The sequence below is a fragment of the Chroococcidiopsis thermalis PCC 7203 genome, assembly GCF_000317125.1.
In the GTDB taxonomy this organism is placed as follows: Bacteria; Cyanobacteriota; Cyanobacteriia; order Cyanobacteriales; family Chroococcidiopsidaceae; genus Chroococcidiopsis; species Chroococcidiopsis thermalis.
Map to the genome: position 1 here is coordinate 26,233 of NC_019695.1, position 18,221 is coordinate 44,453.

Sequence of the window (18,221 nt, forward strand, 5' to 3'; positions counted from 1 at the left end):
TACCTATTACCACTCAGCCACTCTATTAAACACCAAACGATTTCCCGCAGCCACAAGTTTGATTGGCGTTGGGGTTCGTGAATTGGAAGCCGCCACCGATCATGGCATTACTGTAATCTAGCTGTAAGCCATAAAGGTATAAGATGCTTTTGCGATCGCACACGATCTTGAAGCCTTCGTAATCGTAGACTTCATCATCGGCTCTAACTTTACTAATATCTTCAAAATCCATCATGTAAGACATTCCAGAGCAGCCACCCTGACGCACTCCCACCCGCAAGCAGAGGTCTTGCCCTTGGCGATCGCGCAGAAATGAAATGTGTTGCAGAGCTGCTTGGGTTAACTGAATGCCTCGCTGTTGAGACTGGGTTGCTGATGTCATAGACTGTTACAACTCCTGGTATGGTTTTAGAATGCAATATGCAGCTTTTTCGTCCATTGTAACGGCAACAGAGGTGCGGTTTGAGAAATTGTCAACGATCCTGACCAAAGCACCACAAAGATTTCTATCCTAGAATTGATAGGTCTAATTGGATGAAACGGGATCGGGGAAAATACAACTCCTGTTGGCTGAGGCAAGGCTGCCAATTGCTTAACTACAGCTCCCACACCTAAGTAAGATCGAAAGTTTGCACTGTCTCCCTGATTGGCTTGGTTGGTCTATGACAACTTCGTTAAATAGCTCCACGCGACGGCGTTTGCAGAAATTGAATCAAATTCCTTGTGTCTGGGAGGGCGATCGCCGCACGTTATCAGCGCCAAGCCCCAGAGGGGACGCAGAGGCAGGGAGCGAGTGTATTTTGTGGGTCGATGGCTCTCAAGGAGTCGTGCGGGCAATGGATGTCGTGGCTACCGACAGCGGACCCGAAGTTGTCGTGCGCACGCTGTTGCGGGCAATGGAGCATCCCAACAGCCCCGCTAAACCCGCTCGTCCTCAAAAAATTGTCGTGCGCGATCGCGAAATTCAGTTTTATTTGCGCGGCGTGTTACAAGAATTAGACATCGCGATCGATTACGTCCCCGATCTACCGCTAATTGATGAATTGTATCGCGGCTTTGAAGAATTTGGGGAAGCTCATCCCCCCGAATTACCACCTCAATATGCCACCGCCCTCAAAAAGAAAGCATTTGAGATTTGGCAAGCTGCTCCTTGGGAGTTGTTAGAAGAACACCAAATTATTGCCGTCAAGCTCAACCATTTTGACATCGAAACCCTATATATATCCGTAATGGGCATGTTGGGGATGGAATATGGCATTTTGCTCTATCGCTCTGCTGAATCCTTGCAAAGATTTCGGGCGAAAGTTTTGATTGAAGAAGATGCCACAGAACAGCTAGAAGAAGCATTTCTCAAACAAGATTGCTTATTTCTCACTTTCGAGCGCTCGGAAGAGATGGATGGTGGTGGAGAATTTGTCGATCTAGCAGACCTACCCCTGTCGGAGATTGAGCCATCTTTTGGTAATATCCATCCTCTAGAAGGACTACGCTCTGTCCTCTATGAGGAGGAGGCTAGTGCTGTTTTTGTTGCCTTGGAAGCTTTAAATCGCTTTTTGCGAAACGAGCGCCGACAACTAGGCGGGAAAACTTTCCCTGAGATTAGCCGCAATTATCGCATTACACTACCCTCATCCCAGTCGGAGAAAAAATCTCAACCCCTCAGCGTGACTGTCTCCACCTTGCCGAATTTGGCTACAGAGTTAGAGGAAATGGCAGATGCAGTTGCAACTGAGGCAATAGAAGCAGAAGATTTGGACGACATGCCTCTATTTCAGTCTTTACGGGACGATTTAATCCCAGAAGATTCTTTTCTCAGTTTGGGGGTTGTGTCTTGGGAAATGGTGCAGCAATTGCGCCAGAAAGTCACCCATCAGCAAGTCGGCAAGCCTACAGAAGCAGGAGATGGATTGCCAGTAATTTTGATTCAAACTTCCCGTCCTAAAGCCAAAGAAGCGATTGAGGCTCTCTTGAGTGCGGGAGGACTTAGAGGTATCGGTTTTAATCCCGGAGCAGATCCGTTTGGTGGCGATCGCTACGATTTAGGCGTGCTGCAAACTAATAATGGAGAGTTATTTCTATTTGGCGAATTTTTAGAAGACGATCCAGTTCACGTCGTCGCGAGAAAGAAGTGGAACGATCGCTGCAAGCATACCAAAGGCTATTGCGGCTTAATCGTCGCGAGAGGTCTAATGGGTGCTTCGCGGGGACAACCCCAAATGAAAGATATGATGGCACTATTTGAAGCGCGATCTCTTTCATCTAAAGATTTAGGCATTGGAATGCTTCAGTTAATGCCACAGATTGAATAAGCGGTCATTGGTGAGTGGCTGGTGGCTAGTGGCTAGTGGTTAGATTCTTCTCTAGTCAAGGTTTCCAATATTCCAACAGTCACTGGTGATTAGATTCTTCTCTAGTCAGCAGCCACTAGTCACTGATTTTGTTCTACTTTATGTTGCTCTAAATTGGCTAGATCGCGAAAAACAATCAAAAATTCTTTATCGCCAATTGTACTAATTCGTGCCTCTTGGTAATGCTGTTTGTTCTTAAAAGAAACCGGAAATTGAAAAATCTGAGTTGCGCCAGTTCTCAGAGCTAATCGAGCATATTCGAGCAGCTGTTGTGCCGTTTCTGCTGGCAAGAACTCATTCACGTTCTTACCTAAGATATCTCCATTCAAAGTAAACGAATTAGCTTCTTTTGCTGGCATATAGCTCAGACACGTACCATCTTGTTTCATCCGCAATATAGAATCTGGCAGCGCTCTTAATATAGTACTACTCGCCGTTTCACTTTCATACAAGGCAGATTGAACTTCTTTTTGTCGCCGCCAGTTCTGAATTAGTTTCTCCACTACGATCGCACCTAATACGCCACAGACCAAGCCGAGAATCCCAATTGGAATTAGCAAGTCTTGAGCAGAAAAATTAGATTGCGATACATTAGACACTGCTACGTTATATTCTTTCAAAACTACTCGTGACGTGATGCCGTACAGAGCGCTACAAAACACAGTTAAAAATAAGATGAGTCCCAGCCAAGCCTGTCTGCGAAGTAAAGCAACTGTATCAGCTAAAGCAGAGGGTGATAATGTTTGAACGGGAGATTGCTGAGGTTGCTGTCGCGGAATTTGACTGCCGATTAACGAAGTCATTCTAATTCCAGCAATTAATAGCACTACTAAACCCGAACCTAATAAGAGAATATAAAAGTTACTGAATGTCCCTCCTAAATATAATCCCTGATGAATTTCTAGCAAAAATCCGATTTGCTCTCTAGATAAACCAAGCCAGTCCCTTGCTATTGTGTAAGCTAAACCTGTTTCAGCGCTAATTGAAAGTGGTAAAAGTAAAATCAATGCGAGCAGCCGATGGATATTGCGAATATTCGATTTTGCCAGTTCGCGATCGCTACTCCGACGATCGAGTAAATGCGTACCTGTTACGCTCATTCCCAATATTCCCAAGCTAATCAGAATAATGTATATGGGAACGAGACGTTTGCCCAGATATTCACCTTGATGAATTGTCATCAAAACATCACCAACTGAGGTAGAAACTCCAAACCAACTTTTGCCCAAGCGGTATGCAACTCCAGTCAGCGCACTAGCAAGTAGAGGTAAAAAAAGAATTGGAGCAAGCTGACGATGCAGTTTACGAAACTCTACTTTCATAGCAAAAAAACATCTAGGGCAGTTTTTATCTTACTCTTAATAACGCTATTTAGTAAACTGTTTAACATTAAAAATGATTATACTTAAGCCCTCTGATATTGAGAATAACTCCTATTTTTTTGCACTTATTTAATCTGCGAGTATGAATTAATACAACCAATCATTGATAAGAGTTCATCGCTCTGGAAATGGAAAACGCGATCCAAAAACTGCTCCACATACATTCACTATGAGGCTCAGCTTTCATTAAACCCATCCAGACAAATCGCCAAATTTTTGTAATTTTTCTATCTAGCGATAGATGCTTTTTTCCTTGTGTTATAAAGACTTTACAATCTAAGTATTAACAAATACTAAATTTTAGTAGCGAAAAATACAATATGTAATTTGATTTCTCTTTTATATTTCAATTTGAGTCATCAAGGGTGCATTTTTACGCTCGGAGTCAATAGTTATTTTTATGAAAGTTATCTGGTTGCATTTGATTCGGTTGTTGCAGCGGCAGAATTTTTTTTCTTCTTCCAAAACCGTTCTTCCTGAAGTTGCAGCAGCTGCACTCGTTCCGCTCATTAGTTCAGCTAATTTTAATTCTTCTCTAGGTTTTTTCCTATTTCTATCAAGTGCAACCTTACTCAGATTGGTTTGGAATAGTGCAATTTTCATTCATGGCTTGGGACACGCAATCGCGATCGCCACTCTCGACCGACAAATAATTGCCCTCAATATCGCCAATATTCTCGAACATAGAAGTATTGCTGTAACTCTGCGATCGCTACTACCTTTTCAGCCAATATTTATTCCTGGATGCGATCGAGCCGATTTATGGGTGGCAGCAGGCAATCTCACTCCTTGGCGGATCAGAATTAAAGCTCTTGGCGGGGTTTGTTTTAATCTTCTTGCTATTGCCATATTATGGCAACTTTCTTCTGATAGTTTCGGCAATATTGGGACGAGAGATCGTCAGGCGATCGCTTTTATTAGCACATTTTTTAGTCAAACTTTTCTGGGTGCTAATTTGCTAATTATTCTTAGCTCCTGGTCCGATCTGGCAGCGTTTGTGACTGGAGTTGCAGAGATTTTTTGTTGCGGTAACTTTGGCTTTTTAGGTCAGCGCAATACGGACGACGATCCGCGCCAGCTTTTGCCAGAAAGAGTGGTAAACGTCTTTCATGCAATGGGTAGAGAGACAGAAATTCGTGGCGAACAAGCTGGTGGTGGACTGGTTGTGGCGACAAACCGAGATAATCAGACTGTATTTGTTGGGAAAAAAGTTGTCAACAAAAAAAGGGACAATTTGACTAAATCCTTAGAAACAGCTTTTGCAGCAGAAAGACGCAGAGCAGCACTCGCAGGCATTAAACCCCTAGAATCGACAGTGATGGGGGTGTGGCACTATCGCTTTGGAACGAGTGGACCCCCTGCTGTATTGGAAACTCATTGGCATGAATGGATGAGTGCCAGACAAGCATCTATATGGCAATTTCTTGACGGAGAGTGGGTTCACCAGTATAAAAACGTCAATTATCGGATTACCCACAATGGCGATTTTGATGCTTGGACGCTGTTCGATCGCTCGATTGGAAATACTGAGTTAGGCTGGTGGTTAGAAAGAGTTTTGCATACCCCCAACCACGCACGGGGAGATTCGCCCAAAATTGCGGGCATGATGGATTTACTCGTGACTCAAGGTATGTGGGATGCTTCGGTAAGATTAGCCTATCAACTGGCGATCGCTCCTTCAATCGAATCAGCCTTTGGCGGACAAAAACCCGCCGTTGATGCTCCGAATACAGCCCCTTCCCCGCAAGCGATCGGTAATTGGGCTGCCACGTTTGAAAATATCTTTGTGCTGTATCGCAAGCTTTTAGCAGCTCCAGATTCTCCTGCCTGTAGCCAATACTTTTGTCGTCTGGAACACGATATTTTACAAGCAACGACTAACGATAGCTCGATGAGCCAATGGTCTTGGCAAAGAAGAGTCACCTTTGTCAGAACGGCAATTCATGCTTTCTTTCACAACGACTTGTATTTTGCTACCAAAACGTTCATGTCGAGAGCCGAAGGGAGTTTTGGTTTAGTTACGGTTTCTACCCTAGACGAAGGACGACTGGTACTGAGCGCTCAAGGACAACCAATGTCCGTTGGCTTCAATTGGCAAGACGGATACATGGTTTATGCCTCCGAACCAGCCGCAGTTGATGCTGTGTTACTGAATTTACCAGAGTCTTACCGTTTGGACTTAGACCAGAAAATGGGAGAAATTGCAATGGTTACAGCCAAAGACATTGCAATTTACTCGATGAGTCAAAAATGCGAAGTACCCCAATCAGACCTCAAGGATAGATGGATCTCGATGGCAGACCACCCCTATCTGCCGCACGTTAAATATCCTGAAAACGACACCATAGACCCAATTGCGGCTGACTGCCGAGAAATTCCACCAATTCTGGCAGAAATTAGACTATCGTGGCAGAATTCAGCCTCGCTCGATCGCCAAAGTGCAGATTATCTGGTTCATCTCTTTTGTGAAAAGGCGCATAAATTCGAGCAAAAGCGGCAAAAAATGGTGCGTGCTGGGTTGACCGGACACATGCAGCAATTACCGTCTGTCGATCTGCTCGTGACAGGTGTAGAAAATAGTTTGTGGCTGGGAGAGAGATTTGCCCAGGATTTAAAGATTGTCTTTCCGTGGCTCAACGTGCGGGTCATCTCTTCTAATGAAGTTTTGCAGCAGCTTCAGCACGACTTTAGCAGCTTGCAGCTCGGTAAAGATTCAATCGTCCTAGCGATTACTCAATCGGGTCAAACGTTTCCTACGGTACAGGCGATTAATACCTTCGACCAGTTGTATCGGCAAGACATTATCGGCGAGCTGTTTATCTTGACTGGAGAGTTAAGCAGCTTTTTAGGCTCTCGGGCGATCCAACCGAAGCACTCAAATACTGTGCGTCACAATATCTTCGTCAATGGGAGCGGACGCAGAACTTCTGAACCTGCCACGATCGCAGTTGCCGCAGCTCAACATACTTTAACGGAATTGTTACTTTATCTAGCGAAGCAGGTCAAACATCATTTTCCTGACTCCAGCCCCTTTGGAATGACCTTGACTCAAGAAAGTCTCGCCGCCTTAGACAAGATGAAGGATGACTTTCTCGATATCAATGTCGTGCAAATTATGGGGACAACTCCCACTGGAAACACAATTGAAACTGCGATCCGAAGAACTCTGATCGCAGGTGGTCGCACGTGGGCGCTCCATATCTTAGAAACGCCGCTAGCGTGGGGAATTCATGCTTTATATGTCGCGATTACAGTCGGATGGGCAATTCCTTTCGGTCACACAATTCCCTTAGCTAAGACAATTTTGGATCTGATTGTTTGGGCAGCTCACATACCTCAAGATGCACTTTTTTTGGGAATAGTCAATCCTGCTGTTAGTTTAATTGACATTGCCATATACATTTTCGGTTCGTGGCTCTGGACGTTGGGACTGAGGTATTTTCAAGGCAGACAACTCCTCGCTCGAATTGGCAAAAGAACCTTGGTAATTGGTGACGTACCTTGGGTGAGCAAATTATTAAAATCCTATGTCAGTAAATTGTTTTCTCTCAGCTACGGAATTGCTTCTTTAGAAGTTCACGGAGCAAATCCAGAGGACGATTTATTGCACGATTTTGGACACCGAGTCGTGAGAGGAACTCTGCTATTTTTGGGCGTACCCGATGGTAGGCGGGGACAAAAGCAAAAACACCAAGAAAACGCCGCCATTATGACTGGTAAACAAGCAGACGGCGTGAGAAATATTGACGTGGGACCGGAAGTTGTTGTCATGGGTACTAACCCTGAAATTGCCCGCAAAGGCTTCAGTAGCGCGATCGTTTTAGAAGGTAACGATGAGTATTTTTATTTCAGAAATGCCGCTTTTTACTTTAAAGACCAAAATGCCGAAGATCAAAAAGAGCTGATTGAGGATTTGAGAGAATCTCGATTTGGGGCTTTTGAGCGATTGCTTGCCAGTTACGTATTTTTCTGGGCTTTAGCGAAAAAAGTCGCTTCATTTCCTTTCTTGCGATACCAGCACTGGAAGTCTCAAAGCCGCACCAAGATTATGACGACTGCCGCACCAGTAGCAGGAATGAGTGTAGAAACACCAAAACAACTCTACCAACCAGGCAGAGACGACAAGCCAGAAGCAGTTATCAGTGACTAGTAACGTCATGAGTCCCTAGCCGCTTATTAAGGTATTATTAGTAGAGCTGTCTGAGTTGAATCAGACACAAATATCAGCTTCTCATACAGCTTGGAGATACACCTATGCTGACGCTTAAGATTGTCGTATATATCGTTGTTGGTTTTTTCTTGACGCTGTTCGTCTTTGGCTTTTTGTCTAATGACCCAGCTCGTAACCCCGGTCGGAGAGATCTCGACTAGGTAATGATAACTAGGTAACGATAAAAAGAAACCTTTACTAGCAAGTGATGTGACAGCGCGTTTGGATTTGCCAACGCGCTAAATTTCTAGCAACAAGCGGTAAAGCTGTGCGTTGGTTGGTTATACTCTGGGCTGGTTGTTTGCATCTTTAGCTGAAATATGACTCAATCTGTGCCACCGCCCAAACCACCCGCTCTCGTTCAACATCTAACACCAAAGCAAATTTCCCCGCCCCGCAGTCGAGAAGAGCGACCTTTTGCTGTTGCTGAATTGTTGACAGCTAGATCTCCTGCCTCCCCAGCAGCGACAACCAGAACCGCAGCCGCGATCGCCATAAAAAAGGCTGTGATGTTAGGTTCTGAAGTAACCGTTAGTTATGGTGCGGAGCAGTTTGATATTGCTCAGACAGATATAGGTATAGAACCAATTGGTAAGACAGAGAGGAAAAGACAGAAGGTAGAAGAAAATTTTATCTGCTCCGCTGCCGCTATCTGCCATCGTACTTCTGCCGTTAAAAGACCCGCGCAACCGATTCCGGCTTTTCGCCCGTCTGGAGCGATCGTCAAATTTAACAAGCTGTTGGCACAAGTCACGACACCAACAAACCCTTCAGAACTTAACCAAACTCGTCCTCAAGAATTAGATTTTCGCGCCCCTACACCTTCTAGCCCTTCTGGGCAAACGCAGCCGCCGCAACAAGCACCACAACCAACCCCTACCAATGTCCCAGCGACGAAACGCAGGGTGATAGAAGTCAATTCAGATCGTCAAGAATACGATGCCAATCGCCGCATCGTGACGGCAGAAGGTAGGGTTGAGGTGAGATTGCAAGATGGAGTCCTCAATGCCGATCGCTTGCAAGTTAGCATTCCGAATTTAATTGCTGTCGGTGAAGGTAATGTCGTCTACACCACAGGCAAGCAAGTCTTAAGGGGAGAACGGTTCACATTCAACATCGTCCAAGATAGCGGGACGCTTCAAGGGGGTAGAGGAGAAATTTTTATTCCCTCAGCGAGTCAAGATTTTGCCGCTCCGCTTGAATCTGACGTGACTACGAGTAGCGTTTTGCCAGGTGGCGATCGCTTTACTCCCAACCAGCCATTACAGCAAGTCACCAATGCCGGAGGATTGAATATCAACTACGGCAGTAAAAGGGGCATAGCTGGCGTTCCTCCACTCAATCAAAAAGGTGGGACGGTAAAGCGGCTGCGATTTGAAGCCGAGACAATAAATTTCTACCGCGAAGGCTGGCAAGCACAAAATGTCAGAATCACAAACGACCCGTTTTCACCACCGGAGTTAGAGCTGAGGGCAGATCGGGTAACGTTAGTGCGAGAAACGCCTCAACGCGATCGCATTCGCACCCAAAAGCAACGTTTGGTATTCGACCAAAGATTTTCATTACCAATTCCCCGCGACCAAGCAGTGATCGATCGCAACCAGCGCGAAACCAACCCCGCCTTAGCTCAAATTGGTTTTGATGGTGACGACCGTGGCGGAATTTTTATCGAACGCAATTTCCCTATTTTCAATGCCGATGCAGTCCAGTTCAGCGTTACGCCTCAGTTTTTCGTGCAAAAAGCTATAGATGAGGGGAATGGTAATTTCTTTGACTCAGAGTATTTTGGCTTGAGGGCAAATCTGAGGGCGAGTACGGGATTGAGAAATGCGATAACTGGTTCGGCAATCCTAACCAGTCTAGATTTTGGTGACTTAGAAGACAACTTGCGTGGCAGTTTGCGCTTTCAACAGTTAGTTGGCGGACGTTTAGCCCATACCGTCTCATTGGAAGCTAGCTACCGCGATCGCTTGTACAACGGTACTTTAGGATATCAAGATGTCCAAAGTAGCATTGGTGGAATTGTGAATTCTCCCATCGTGCCGTTGGGGAATACAGGTATTAATTTAAGCTATCAACTAGGTTATCAATATATCAACGCCAATACAGACCGCTTGGAATTGTTAGACACCGTGCGGGAAAACGATCGCGCTTCTCTCGGTCGCTTTCAAGGTAGTGTAGCTCTAAATCGCGGTTTTTTACTTTGGGAGGGAAAAGGTTTACCGGCAACAGCCGAGCAAGGACTGAAATACACCCCAGTTCCAGTCGTTCCCTACTTAGCAGCTTTTGCTGGTGTCACAGGAACTAGCAGTTTCTATAGTAACGGCGACAACCAATCAACCTTAATCGGTACGGTGGGACTAGAAGGGCAAATCGGTCATTTCTCTCGCCCATTTTTGGACTACACTCGCGTTAACGTCAGTTATTCCGAAGGGCTTCGCAGTGGCATCTCGCCATTTTTGTTCGATCGTGCTGCCGATACTCGGGTTTTAGGCTTTGGGTTTACCCAGCAACTTTACGGTCCTTTTCGCATCGGTTTTCAAACATCATTCAACCTAGACAACAACGACACGCTCAGTACCGACTACGTTTTAGAATACAGTCGGCGTACCTACGGCGTTGTCTTGCGCTACAATCCCGAACTAGAAATCGGTTCTATCAGCTTGCGAATTAGCGATTTCAACTGGACGGGTGGCGGCGATCCTTTCTCTACCACTGGAGTTCGTCCCGTGGTTGGTGGAGTGGAGAGAGGCGATTAAGACACCACGTTTCCTGCGGTAAAGACTCGCCCGATCGCTTCTTCGACTGGCGGATCGGTAACGGTTAAATCGACGACTTCTAATTCTGCTAACATTTTTGCGACTGCTCGTGTCATTTCTTCGCGCTTGATACAAAAACGTACCGACAGACCCGTAACGGCTTTAATTTCACCATAGGGTAGCAACTCCTCTTTAGATACAGGATGGGCAAGTTCTACCTGCACTTCGCGATAGGGAGAAAAGTTATCTACAAGTTGGTCTAAACTACCATCGTAAACTAATTGTCCTTTATGAATCACCAAAACTCGCTGACAAAGGGCAGTAATATCTGCCATATAGTGGCTGGTTAACAGAATTGTTGCCCCATACCTTTGATTGTATTCCCGCAGAAATTCTCTCACTCCAACTTGCGCGTTCACGTCCAATCCTAAAGTCGGTTCGTCTAAAAATAAGACTTTAGGTTGATGCAGCAAGGCGGCTAGAAGTTCCGCTTTCATGCGTTCCCCCAAGGATAGTTTGCGCACGGGTTGATTCAGCTTACCTTGCAGGGAGAGCATTTCTGTTAGTTCCCCGACACGGCGGCGATACTCTTGAGTCGAAAGTCCGTAAATTGCAGCATTGATTTTTAGCGAGTCTAAAGCTGGCAAATCCCAGATCAATTGTTGCTTCTGCCCCATAACTAAGGTTATTTGCCGCAAAAATTCCGGTTGGCGTTGAAAAGGAACGTGTCCGGCTACCCTGACTCGTCCGTTAGAAGGATGGATCAAACCCGTGAGCATTTTGAGCGTCGTCGTTTTGCCTGCTCCATTTGCCCCTAAAAAGCCAACGACTTCTCCAGGTTCAATTTGAAACGAAACTTGCTTAACTGCTTCAATTTGTCGGTACGTACGGCGAAAAAAATGACTGACAGTTCCTTTTAGTCCAGGCTCTTTTACTGCTACGGGATAGACTTTACTTAAATTTTCTACTAGGACAATAGACATAATCAGGGGAACTGGTAATAGGTAATGGGTAATTGGTAATGGGAAAGTTAAAAGTTAAAAGTCAAAAGTCAAAAATTACCGATCGCAAATGACGCATGACGAATGACCAACCACCAACTACCAACAACTAACAACTTTCATTAAAGAGAGGCTATAACCGAGTAATCTAACAGGCGCGCATACGTTAAGGATAAATCATTGACAGAAGAAAGGGCTTTTTGGTTGGCATGGGCGCAGGTTTCTGGCGTTGGTCCAGTGTTGTTACAGCGCTTACAGCAGCATTTTGGGACGCTGACAGCAGCTTGGCAAGCGAGTTCGGCGGCTTTACAAGCGGTGGAGGGGATGGGAACGCAGACACTCGAACAAGTTAATGCTGCGCGATCGCAACTACATCCAGCAGAATTCCTCGTCAGCCACGCAGCACAAAACCCTCACTTCTGGACACCCGCAGACAGCCATGAGTATCCCCGCCTGCTGTTAGAAATTGCTAGTCCGCCACCCGTGCTGTACTATCGCGGTATCGTGGATGAGGGAGAAAATCAAGGTGGTAAAGCGCTAATTGGAATTGTTGGCACGCGCAGTCCTTCTGAATATGGCAAGCGTTGGACGCGAAAAATTAGTATGGCACTTGCTCGTAATGGGTTCACCGTCGTGTCTGGGTTGGCAGAAGGCATTGATACGGAAGCACATCAAGGTTGTCTGGATGCAGGCGGAAGAACGATCGCGGTTTTGGGAACGGGAGTTGATATCGTCTATCCACCTCGAAATCGAAAGCTTTACGAGCAAATTGTCGAGCAAGGTTTAGTAGTCAGCGAATTTCCAAGTAAAACTCCTCCAGATCGCGCCCATTTTCCCCGTCGTAACCGGATTATTGCAGGTTTGTGCCGTGCAGTGTTGGTGATGGAAGCTCCTACTAAGTCAGGTGCTTTGATTACAGCACGGTTTACGAATGATTTCGGGCGGGATGTTTACGTATTACCCGGTAGTTTAGACAACCCGCGATCGCATGGTTGTTTGGGCTTGCTCAATAAGGGTGCTACGGTAATTTTAAGTGAAGGTCATTTGCTAGAACTGCTGGGAAGTATGCCCCAAATTGATTCAGTGCCTGCTGCTTTCGAGCAATTAAGTTTACCTAATTTAGAACCAGAACTTCAGCAAGTGCTGACGACAATTGCTTCTGAGTTAATGTCCTTTGATGCGATCGTCCAGCAAACAGGTTACGCTACAGGTATAGTCGCCAGTGCTTTGTTACAGTTGGAATTGCTAGGGTTAGTATCTCAGTTACCAGGAATGCGGTATCAACGTTGTTAGGCTGAATCAGTTGTCAGACAGCAGGGAGCAGGGAGCAAGGGGAAGAGAGCAGAGCAACAACAACCATCAATCAACCATCAACCATCAACCATCAACCTACCCCTCATGTCACAATCTTCTCTAGAAGTACCCGCAGCAGTAACTTTCGAGCAAGCGATCGCCCTAACTCAATCTTTACTATCACAAATAGAAGCAGGATCGCTCTCTGAAGCAGACATAGCCACTGTTATATCGGCATTAGTCAAGACAGAAAACGGTGCGAGGGGGTTTTTCGTCACTTACCTCACCTCAGCATCATCCGCAGCAGATTCTCCTTCCGCCGCCGTTGTCGAGGCACTGCGATCGAGTCCTGAAATTGTATCAGAGCTATTAGTGAAAAATATAGCTATGTCAACGGCACAAGCCATCTTTCACCGTCGCCAGCAAAAAGAAGACATGGCAAAAGGCTCGGAACAAGTCAGTCGCCGCACGACAAAGCTCATACAGCTTGTCGATCTGCCTCAAGTGCGCGATCGCGCCCAACAGCTCATGCACTCAGCCAAAACTGGAGAAGGCAACTACAAAGGCTTTTTAGAACGCTGGAATTATGATGCCGAGCAAAAACAAGCGATTTGTCAAGCTTTAGAGCAAATAAATTAATTTTTCTTCACGCACCACGCACCACTTTTGATTGTGCCAGTTAAAAGACCGGAATCGAGTCCGATCGTTTTGTAGAAAATATTAGGCACACTAAGGCAAGAGTGAAAATTGCTTTCTGTGCTGCCCAGACGAGATGGCAATTACGTGTGTGGTGATGAGGAAAGAGTTATGTTTCAAAGAATATTATTAGCTTTATCGATCACTTTATCCCTCTATTTATTTTGGGGAATCCGCTTACAACCAAATACTTCTAGGGTAGAGCGTCAGACTTATTTTGCCGAGATCACAAGTTTTGCATATCTTAACAAAAACTTAGTAAAAGGCAATTGAGCGTGACGATCAAACGATATTCTTTTAAATAAGAGCGATCGTTCTCTACTCGTTTCCCTAATATTTGGCTTGAGTTGTAGGGTGGGCATTGCCCACCCTACTTATTTTAAGCTCTAGCTATCAATTATCCCTTCAGCAACGATTCCCCGCCATCAATCCACATTTCCGTACCTGTAATGTGACTAGAAGCATCTGAAGCTAAGAATAAAACTAGCTGTGCAACTTGTTCCGATGTTCCTGGCTTACCATCTGTTAAAGGAACTTTGCCTTCGGGAAACTCTACAGGTTCCTTAATTTCTTCTAAATTGCGTCGTTCGGTATTCTCATCAATACTAGTCTCGATCGCCCCAGGACAAATCACATTTACCCGAACTCTGTGTTCTGCCAACTCTAAAGCAACCATTTTAGTAAAAGCAACTTGAGCCGCTTTCGTACAAGAATATGCGGTTGCACCTGTATTACTAAAAACCCGCGTTCCATTAATTGAGGAAGTAATAATGATGGACGAACCCGGTTGTTTTTTCAAATAAGGTACGGCGTACTTAACTGTTAAAAAAGTTCCTGTCAGATTGATATTTATTGTCTTATTCCACTCTTCGGGCGTTAATTCCTCCAAAGATGCCCAAACACCATTAATTCCCGCATTTGCAAAAACAATATCTAACCGTCCCCACTCATCAGCAGCTTTTTGATTCGCTTGTTGCATCTGTTCGGGTTTGGAAATATCACCAATTACAGATATTGCCGTACCCCCACTCGATTCAATTTCAGCTAGAGTTTTCTGTAATTCATCTTCAGAACGTCCCAACAGTGCAACTTTTGCTCCTTCCTTTGCCATCAACTTAGCGGCTGCTTTGCCAATTCCAGAACCCGCGCCCGTCACTAATGCGACTTTTCCTGCCAATTGCATAAATATATCTCCCTCTGCTCTGACAGCTGTTTATCACGCGGTCGAGAGATCGGTCATACTGCTGAGGTGGTAATAGGTAGTTGGCAATGGCAAAGTCAAAAATCGAAAGTTAAAATTCAAAACTTCTCTCTTATCTAACTCACCAACTACCAACTACCAACTACCAATTACCCAGCTTGATATCCTTCAACTGTAAAACCCGCAGCTACGATTGACTGCTTAATTGTCTCTTCTGATGCCGCAGATTCTACCGTTACCGTCTTAGCATCGACATCAACATCGACTTTAGCATCGGGTTCCATCGTATGGATAGTTTCGGTAATTGTTTGTGCACAATCATCACACTTAATATCGGGTACTTTTAGTTTGAGTGCCATAGCAAAAGTGAAAATTCGTCATTTTTTGTCTTCAGGCTTCAATCTTATCGACTCAAGGCGCGATCGCTCATGACTCTTCAGCTAGATTTGTGAATTGTCGGGAGTGAGGTGTAGAGACGTTACATGTAACGTCTCTACACCTCACTGATAACTGATAACTGACAACTGATGACAAGTAGCTGTAACTAGAGCTGAAATGCAAAAATATATTGAGCGGGAGTCGTAAGTCGGGAGTCGGGAGTCGTGAGTTGAGAAAAGTCAACTACCAACTACCAACTACCAACTACCAACTACCGCGTTCCCAATCACCCCCAGCGCCATGCAGTATCTTAGTGGTAACGAAATTCGGCAAAAGTTTTTAGAATTCTATTCCCAGCGAGGACATCAGATCCTCGCTAGTGCATCCCTCGTGCCAGAAGATCCTACCGTGTTACTGACGATCGCGGGGATGTTACCATTTAAACCAATTTTTCTGGGACAGCGATCGCCTGAGTTTAAACGCGCTACGTCATCTCAAAAGTGTATCCGCACCAATGATATTGAAAATGTCGGACGCACGGCAAGGCATCACACTTTTTTTGAGATGCTAGGAAATTTCAGCTTTGGTGACTATTTTAAAGAACAAGCGATCGCTTGGGGATGGGAAATATCGACAACAGTTTTTGGCTTACCTCCAGAACGCTTAGTTGCTAGCGTCTTTGAGTCAGATGACGAAGCTTATGCTATCTGGCGAGATAAAATTGGCGTTCCTGAAGCTCGAATCAAGCGCATGGGGGAAGATGATAACTTCTGGTATTCTGGTCCTACAGGTCCATGCGGTCCTTGCTCGGAAATATACTACGATTTTCACCCAGAACGCGGTGACGCAAATATCGATTTAGAGGATGACACGCGGTTTATCGAGTTTTACAACTTGGTATTCATGCAATACAACCGCGATGCAGAAGGTAATCTCACACCCCTGGCTAAGAAAAATATCGATACGGGAATGGGACTGGAACGGATGGCGCAGATCCTCCAGAAAGTTCCGAATAACTATGAAACCGATCTCATCTTCCCAATTATCAAAACAGCAGCAGAAATTGCAGGAATTGATTACAACAACTGTGATGAGAAAACCAAAGTCTCTTTAAAAGTGATTGGCGATCATATCCGTGCTGTGATGCACATGATTGCGGATGAAATTCGCGCTTCAAATACAGGACGGGGTTACGTTTTACGGCGGTTAATTCGGCGTGTCGTCCGACATGGAAGATTAATCGGGGTTTATCGTAGAGACGTTACATGTAACGTCTTTACACCTGAAGTAGTAGAAACCGCGATCGCCTTGTCTGAATCTGCTTATCCTAACGTGCGCGTGCGAGAAGCACAAATCAAAGCTGAGTTGCAACGAGAAGAATCTCAGTTCCTCAAAACTTTGGAACGCGGTGAGAAACTGCTGGATGAAATTATCGAAATAGCTAAACAGCAGAAGCAAACTCAAATTAGTGGCGAGAGTGCTTTTACTCTCTACGATACCTACGGTTTTCCTTTGGAATTAACCCAAGAAGTTGCTGAAGAATATAACCTCACTGTTGATGTAGATAGCTTTGAGGTGGAAATGGAAAAACAGCGCGAACGGGCAAAAGAAGCACACGAAACCATCGATCTCACCGTACAAGGTTCGTTAGATAAACTTGCCGAGCATATCCACGCTACAGAATTTGTGGGATACACTCAACCAGTGGCTACGGCTGAAATTAAAGTGCTGCTGATGGCTGGACAATGCGTTGAGGAAGCAGAAGCAGGACAAGACGTACAAATTGTCCTTGACAAAACGCCATTTTATGCTGAATCGGGCGGGCAAATAGGCGATCGCGGTTATCTTTCTGGCGATGCAATTTTGGTACGCATTGAAGACGTGAAGAAAGAATCCGATTTCTTCGTCCATTTCGGCAGAATCGAACGCGGGACTTTACGTGTAGGAGATAAGGTAACAGCCCAAATCGATCGTGCTTGTCGTCGTCGCGCCCAAGCTAATCATAGCGCCACGCATTTACTACAAGCTGCTTTGAAAAAGATTGTTGATGATTCAATTTCGCAAGCAGGTTCTTTGGTAGATTTTACAAAATTGCGATTTGATTTCAATTGTCCGCGTCCAGTGACACCAGACGAGTTACAACAAATTGAGGAGACAATTAATACTTGGATTGCGGAAGCACATACAGCCGAAATTTCCATTTTGCCACTAGCAGAAGCTAAAGCTAGAGGCGCAGTTGCGATGTTTGGCGAAAAATACGGCGAGGAAGTGCGCGTATTAGATTTCCCTGGCGTATCGATGGAATTATGTGGTGGAACTCACGTCAGCAATACAGCCGAGATTGGCGTATTTAAGATTATTTCTGAAGCTGGTGTCGCTTCAGGAGTAAGAAGAATTGAAGCGGTGGCTGGTTCCGCCGTGTTAGATTATCTGAATGTAAGGGATAAAGTTGTTAAAGATTTAAGCGATCGCTTTAAGGTCAAACCGGAAGAATTACCGGATCGAATTACAACTTTGCAAACCGAACTTAAAAACACTCAAAAGCAACTCGATACCCTCAAAGCACAACTTGCTTTAGCAAAATCTGAATCGCTATTAGCTCAAGCTGAATCGGTGGGAGAATTCAAATATGTCGTTGCCCAAATGGAAGCTGTCGATCCTGAATCTTTAAAAACAGCTGCTGAAAGATTGTTGCAAAAATTAGGCAATGGTGCTGTTGTTTTAGGTTCCGTTCCAGAGGAAGGAAAGGTAAGTTTAGTTGCGGCTTTCAGTCCAGAAGTGAATAAAAAAGGCTTGCAAGCTGGCAAATTTATCGGCGCGATCGCTAAAATTTGTGGCGGTGGCGGCGGTGGTAGACCGAATTTAGCCCAAGCTGGCGGACGAGATGCTAGTAAGCTTCCAGAAGCCTTAGAAACTGCTCTCTCTGAGCTGCGATCGGCTTTAAGCTAGGTTG

Annotated in this window: 12 protein-coding genes; 7 read left to right on the forward strand and 5 right to left on the reverse strand. The window is 45.2% G+C overall.

Annotated features, from left to right (window positions below):
- Positions 1-25: 25 nt before the first annotated feature.
- The gene (locus CHRO_RS00115; protein ID WP_015152130.1) at positions 26-382 is read right to left on the reverse strand and encodes a HesB/IscA family protein; all 357 of its coding nucleotides are present in this window, start codon (positions 380-382) and stop codon (positions 26-28) included.
- A 280-nt stretch (positions 383-662) separates the two neighbouring features.
- On the opposite strand from CHRO_RS00115, the gene CHRO_RS00120 reads away from it, so the two are divergent.
- The gene (locus CHRO_RS00120) at positions 663-2,309 is read left to right on the forward strand and encodes a DUF6930 domain-containing protein (protein ID WP_015152131.1); all 1,647 of its coding nucleotides are present in this window, start codon (positions 663-665) and stop codon (positions 2,307-2,309) included.
- 119 nt (positions 2,310-2,428) lie between these two features.
- On the opposite strand, the gene CHRO_RS31435 is transcribed toward CHRO_RS00120, so the two are convergent.
- Complete coding sequence (locus CHRO_RS31435; RefSeq protein WP_015152132.1) at positions 2,429-3,670, reverse strand: PAS domain-containing protein; 1,242 nt, start codon at positions 3,668-3,670, stop codon at positions 2,429-2,431.
- A 460-nt stretch (positions 3,671-4,130) separates the two neighbouring features.
- Between CHRO_RS31435 and CHRO_RS00130 the strand changes: the two genes are divergently transcribed.
- The 3 genes from CHRO_RS00130 to CHRO_RS00135 all read left to right on the forward strand — a co-directional run bounded on the left by CHRO_RS00130 (position 4,131) and on the right by CHRO_RS00135 (position 10,699).
- On the forward strand, positions 4,131-7,880 hold the full coding sequence (locus tag CHRO_RS00130) for a hypothetical protein (RefSeq protein ID WP_015152133.1): 3,750 nt from the start codon (positions 4,131-4,133) through the stop codon (positions 7,878-7,880).
- Positions 7,881-7,984: 104 nt separating this feature from the next.
- A complete protein-coding gene (locus CHRO_RS30135; protein ID WP_015152134.1) occupies positions 7,985-8,101 on the forward strand; it encodes a photosystem II reaction center protein I in 117 nt (38 codons plus the stop codon).
- 159 nt (positions 8,102-8,260) lie between these two features.
- On the forward strand, positions 8,261-10,699 hold the full coding sequence (locus CHRO_RS00135; protein WP_015152135.1) for a DUF3769 domain-containing protein: 2,439 nt from the start codon (positions 8,261-8,263) through the stop codon (positions 10,697-10,699).
- On the opposite strand, the gene CHRO_RS00140 is transcribed toward CHRO_RS00135, so the two are convergent.
- Positions 10,696-11,682 (reverse strand): ABC transporter ATP-binding protein, encoded by a 987-nt coding sequence (locus tag CHRO_RS00140; RefSeq protein ID WP_015152136.1) that lies wholly within the window; start codon positions 11,680-11,682, stop codon positions 10,696-10,698. The two genes, CHRO_RS00135 and CHRO_RS00140, sit on opposite strands and share 4 nt — an antisense overlap.
- A 198-nt stretch (positions 11,683-11,880) precedes the next feature.
- On the opposite strand from CHRO_RS00140, the gene dprA reads away from it, so the two are divergent.
- Positions 11,881-12,993: a DNA-processing protein DprA gene (gene dprA, locus CHRO_RS00145; protein WP_015152137.1), complete on the forward strand. Its 1,113-nt coding sequence runs from the start codon at positions 11,881-11,883 to the stop codon at positions 12,991-12,993.
- 105 nt (positions 12,994-13,098) lie between these two features.
- Complete coding sequence (locus CHRO_RS00150; RefSeq protein WP_015152138.1) at positions 13,099-13,632, forward strand: hypothetical protein; 534 nt, start codon at positions 13,099-13,101, stop codon at positions 13,630-13,632.
- 454 nt (positions 13,633-14,086) lie between these two features.
- Here CHRO_RS00150 and CHRO_RS00155 read toward each other — a convergent pair whose 3' ends face one another.
- Positions 14,087-14,872 (reverse strand): SDR family oxidoreductase, encoded by a 786-nt coding sequence (locus CHRO_RS00155; protein WP_015152141.1) that lies wholly within the window; start codon positions 14,870-14,872, stop codon positions 14,087-14,089.
- Positions 14,873-15,039: 167 nt separating this feature from the next.
- Positions 15,040-15,249 (reverse strand): heavy-metal-associated domain-containing protein, encoded by a 210-nt coding sequence (locus tag CHRO_RS00160; protein WP_015152142.1) that lies wholly within the window; start codon positions 15,247-15,249, stop codon positions 15,040-15,042.
- A gap of 319 nt (positions 15,250-15,568) precedes the next feature.
- Here CHRO_RS00160 and alaS point away from each other — a divergent pair, with 319 nt between their 5' ends.
- Positions 15,569-18,217 carry an alanine--tRNA ligase gene (alaS, locus tag CHRO_RS00165; RefSeq protein ID WP_015152143.1) on the forward strand — a complete coding sequence of 883 codons (2,649 nt, stop codon included), beginning with the start codon at positions 15,569-15,571 and terminating at the stop codon, positions 18,215-18,217.
- The last annotated feature ends 4 nt before the right edge of the window (positions 18,218-18,221 follow it).

Excerpts from the sequence above, each read along its gene's own strand:
- CHRO_RS00115 (WP_015152130.1), bottom strand. The coding sequence starts at position 382 with ATGACATCAGCAACCCAGTCTCAACAGCGAGGCATTCAGTTAACCCAA.
- CHRO_RS00120 (WP_015152131.1), top strand. The coding sequence starts at position 663 with ATGACAACTTCGTTAAATAGCTCCACGCGACGGCGTTTGCAGAAATTG.
- CHRO_RS31435 (WP_015152132.1), bottom strand. The coding sequence starts at position 3,670 with ATGAAAGTAGAGTTTCGTAAACTGCATCGTCAGCTTGCTCCAATTCTT.
- CHRO_RS00130 (WP_015152133.1), top strand. The coding sequence starts at position 4,131 with ATGAAAGTTATCTGGTTGCATTTGATTCGGTTGTTGCAGCGGCAGAAT.
- CHRO_RS30135 (WP_015152134.1), top strand. The coding sequence starts at position 7,985 with ATGCTGACGCTTAAGATTGTCGTATATATCGTTGTTGGTTTTTTCTTG.
- CHRO_RS00135 (WP_015152135.1), top strand. The coding sequence starts at position 8,261 with ATGACTCAATCTGTGCCACCGCCCAAACCACCCGCTCTCGTTCAACAT.
- CHRO_RS00140 (WP_015152136.1), bottom strand. The coding sequence starts at position 11,682 with ATGTCTATTGTCCTAGTAGAAAATTTAAGTAAAGTCTATCCCGTAGCA.
- CHRO_RS00150 (WP_015152138.1), top strand. The coding sequence starts at position 13,099 with ATGTCACAATCTTCTCTAGAAGTACCCGCAGCAGTAACTTTCGAGCAA.
- CHRO_RS00155 (WP_015152141.1), bottom strand. The coding sequence starts at position 14,872 with ATGCAATTGGCAGGAAAAGTCGCATTAGTGACGGGCGCGGGTTCTGGA.
- CHRO_RS00160 (WP_015152142.1), bottom strand. The coding sequence starts at position 15,249 with ATGGCACTCAAACTAAAAGTACCCGATATTAAGTGTGATGATTGTGCA.
- alaS (WP_015152143.1), top strand. The coding sequence starts at position 15,569 with ATGCAGTATCTTAGTGGTAACGAAATTCGGCAAAAGTTTTTAGAATTC.